Source organism: Myxococcus sp. CA039A (assembly GCF_013336645.1).
Lineage (GTDB): Bacteria > Myxococcota > Myxococcia > Myxococcales > Myxococcaceae > Myxococcus > Myxococcus llanfairpwllgwyngyllgogerychwyrndrobwllllantysiliogogogochensis.
In genome coordinates, this window is record NZ_JABUMQ010000553.1 from 1 (window position 1) to 3720 (window position 3720).

Below are 3720 nucleotides of genomic sequence, written 5' to 3' on the forward strand. Positions count from 1 at the left end.
CCCGGGGCCCGCGAAGCTCACCCACGCGAACTGGCGGTGCGTGAGCTGGTCCGTGCCCTGCGCGGTTCCACCCATCCCGTGCAGGGAGATGCTCGCGGTGGAGCCGAAGTGGCGGAACGCCCACGCGTGGCCCAGCTCGTGGAGGAGCACCGAGGCGAACACCACCGCGACCCACAGTGCCAGGTGGGCCAGCCCGGAGGCGAAGCTCCAGCCCGTCGCCACGGTCGTGAGGAAGAAGAGCGGATGGACGCGGACGGGAAACCCGGACACGTGGAAGTGGGGCTTCATGCGTCCGGGATGCTAACCGGCGTTTCGAGCGGACGCCCGGTGAAGGCCCGGTGCTCCGCTTCGCACCGGATGTGAAGTGTCCGCCAGGCCAACCCACGCACCACACCTCGTGGGAAGCCTCGGCCCGAGGGCCCGACGTGACGTGCCGTGGGGGGCAAGGTCTCGCGAAGCAGGAGAAGTGCGCTAGAGTCGCGGCTCTTTCCCGCTCCCCGCCGCGCCTTGGCGTGGCCTTCCGGGTGTGTCCTTGTCCAGCACGAACACGCGTCTGAACCCCACACCTGAGCCCGGCACGTCCCCCGGCACGTCTCCTGGCGGCACGCTGTCGCCCGCCGATAGGACGGGCTCTCGGGAAATCACCGGCACTCGCGAGTCCACCGCCACGCGGCTGACGTCCAACGTGGGCCTGCCCCACGTCGAGGCGACGGGCACGCTCATCGCTCCGCTGGAGGCCGGGGAGCTGCCCAATGTAGCGGCCATCCGGGGCCTCCGGTTGGACCAGATCCTCCTGCTCACCACCACCGCGCTGGTGGTGGTCATCGTCGGCATGGTGGCGGCGCTGTCCGTTGCCTCCACGCAGTCCCAGTTCGAGGAGACCGCGCGCCGCTCCACCGAGCGCATCCAGGAGCAGGCCCGCGAGCTGGGACAGACGGTGGGCAGGACGCTGGCGCTGACCTCCGTCACCAACCTGCGCGACAACAACTACGACTTCCTGCAGGGCGTGGCCGGTTCCATGGTCGGGGCCAACCCCAACATCCTCCGCGTGCAGATCATCGACCCGGAGGGCGTGGTGATGGCGGACAGCGAGCCGAAGGCCGCCGATGCGCCCGACAAGCCCGCCGCCGATGGCGCTGCCGATGATGCGCCCGCCAAGCGAGTCGTCGAGCAGCGACTGGTACAGGCGTTCTTCCAGAACCAGGCGGTGTACGAGATTCATGAGCCCATCAACTACGGCTCCAGCAGCGGCATGGGGTTGGTGGTCATCAGCTACTCGCTGCGTGCCCTCCAGAATCAGCTGGGGGAGCTGGAGCGTGACAAGCGCGCCACCATGGAGACCAACACCTGGCGCATGCTCGCCCTGGGGGTGGGTTTCGTGGTGCTGGCGGGCGTGGTCGCCGCGTTCCAGAGCCGCAGGATTACCCGTCCGCTGGGCGTGCTCACCCACAAGGTGATGCAACTGGCCGCCGGAGACCTGGGTGCGCGCACCCAGTCCGCCACCGGCGCTGGCCGCGAGGTGAAGACGCTGGGCGTGGTGTTCAACCACATGGCCGAGCGCATCAAGGTGCTGCTGGACGACGTGCGCGCCAAGGCCCAGCTCGAGCGCGAGGTGTCCCTTGCCCGCACGGTGCAGGAGACGCTGCTGCCCGGACGAGATGCCGTGCAGGTGGGGCCGCTGCGCATCGCCGGCCTCGTCGTCACCGCCGACGCGTGTGGTGGCGACTGGTGGTTCCGCGCGGTGCTGGACGAGCAGCGGGTGGTCATCGGCATCGGCGACGTGACGGGCCACGGCCTGTCCACCTCGCTGGTCGCCACGAGCGCCACCAGCGGCTTCGCCTCCGCGATGACGCTGCGCGAGCCCACCGAGGTCAACGCGCAGATGCTCATCACCGCGCTGAACGTGACGCTGGCCAACGTGGGCCGCGGCGAGCACCAGATGTCCAGCGCCCTGGCCGTCATCGACGTGTCCAACGGCCTGGTGGACTACGCGGCGGGCGCGCACCCCAGCCCGCTCGTCTTCAACAAGCACAGCGGGCAGGTGGCCTCGCTGCCCGCGCGCGGGCCGCTGCTCGGCGCGTCCGTGACGTCGCAGTTCTCGTCCCGCCAGGCGCAGCTGCGGCCAGGGGACATCATCGTCTGGTACACCGACGGCATCACCGAAGCGCGGGACGGGGCGGGGCGCATGTACGGCACCCAGCGTCTGGCCGCGGCGGTGCAAGCCCATGCCCACCTGTCCGCGGAGGCGCTGCGTGATGCGCTGCTCGCGGACGCCCGCGCGCACAGCGCCGGCCAGCCCCAGCGCGATGACATCACCGTCGTCGTGGCCGAGTACAGCCCCGCCTGACCCCTGGACGACACCCGCATGCGCCGCACACCCCACACCCCCATGCGACGCCTCGTCCCGGCGCTCGCCCTGCTGGCCTCGCTGGCCGGCCCTCCCGCCCTGGCTCAGTACCGCCCTCCACCCATGTCCGAGTCGCAGCGGCTGGTGAAGGACGGCGAGACGGCCCAGGTGTCCGCCAGCGCCGCGAGCGCCTCCGGTGACAAGAAGGAAGCGGACGAGAAATACCGCAAGGCCCTGGCCCTCTTCGAGCAGGCCCTGGCCGCCGAGCCGGGCTCCGTCGCCGCCGCCGCGGGCGTGGGCTCCGCCGCCAATGCGCTCCAGGACTGGGCGCGCACCGTGGACCGGGTCAAGCCCGTGCAGGCGGCGAATGCGTCCGAGCTGTCCCTGGCGTACCCGCTGGGCGTGGCCCTCTTCAAGCTGCGCCGCTTCCCGGAGGCGGTACCTCTCTTGGAGCAGGTGGCCGGCGCGGACCAGGCCGAGCACCTCATCGTCCACTACTACCTGGCCAGCTACTACCTCTTCGCTCAGCAGGGCGACGCGGCGGTGACCCGGTTGCAGAAGTATCTGACGCTGCGTCCCGCGAAGCTGGCGGGCAACGACTTCCAGGTCCATGAGTTGCTGGGGCGCGCGCATGTGCTGCGCCGGGACGGGGTGGCCGCTCGCGCGTCCTTCACCCAGGCGCAGGCGGGCCGGCCGGAGTCGCCCACCGTGCAGCAGGGGCTGGCCAGCGTGCTGGAGCTGGAAGGAAAGTTGGGCGAGGCGCGGACGTTGCTCGAAGGGGTCACCACGCGCTTCCCGCAGGTGGCCGAGCCGAAGGAGAAGCTGGCCCGGCTGTACCTCGCCTCGGGCGAGGTGCCGCGCGCGGAGGCGCAGGCGGTGGCCATGGTGAAGCTGGGGGCGTCGCCCTCCGCGTACCTGCTGCTCGGTGACGTGCGCCTGGCGCAGAAGCAGGCCCCCGCCGCCGAGGAGGCGTACCGCAAGGTGCTGGAGCTGCAGCCCGGACTGGTGCTGGGACAGATGGCGGTCGGCAAGGCGCTCCAGGCGCAGGGCCGGCACGAGGAGGCCATCCAGTTCCTGGAGGCCGCGGTGCGCTCGGGCGCGAGCAGCGTGGAGTTGTGGGCGTCGCTCGGCTCCGTCAACCGTCGCGCCGGCCGCTTCCAGCGCGCGGTGGAGGTGCACCGGCGCGTCGTGGAGATGGTGCCGAGGCAGGCCTTGGGCTGGATGCTCCTGGGCGCGGACCACTTCGCCACCGGCCAGTGGGACCAGGCCATCGAGGACTACGGCAACGCGCTCCAGGTGGAGCCCACGCACGCCGGGGCGAAGCAGTGGCTGGCCCGCGCGCTCGCGCACCGTGCCCGGGACAGGGGCGGGGC

Annotated in this window: 2 protein-coding genes and 1 pseudogene; 2 read left to right on the plus strand and 1 reads right to left on the minus strand. The window is 71.5% G+C overall.

Annotated features, from left to right (window positions below; genetic code table 11):
* Positions 1-288: pseudogene (locus HR086_RS45465) on the minus strand (hypothetical protein); the annotation flags it as partial.
* Positions 289-532: 244 nt separating this feature from the next.
* On the opposite strand from HR086_RS45465, the gene HR086_RS45470 reads away from it, so the two are divergent.
* Positions 533-2347 (plus strand): SpoIIE family protein phosphatase, encoded by a 1815-nt coding sequence (locus HR086_RS45470; protein WP_174468777.1) that lies wholly within the window; start codon positions 533-535, stop codon positions 2345-2347.
* Positions 2348-2365: 18 nt separating this feature from the next.
* Positions 2366-3720, plus strand: a 1355-nt coding sequence (locus HR086_RS45475; protein ID WP_174468778.1) for a tetratricopeptide repeat protein, incomplete at its 3' end; no start/stop codon positions are given.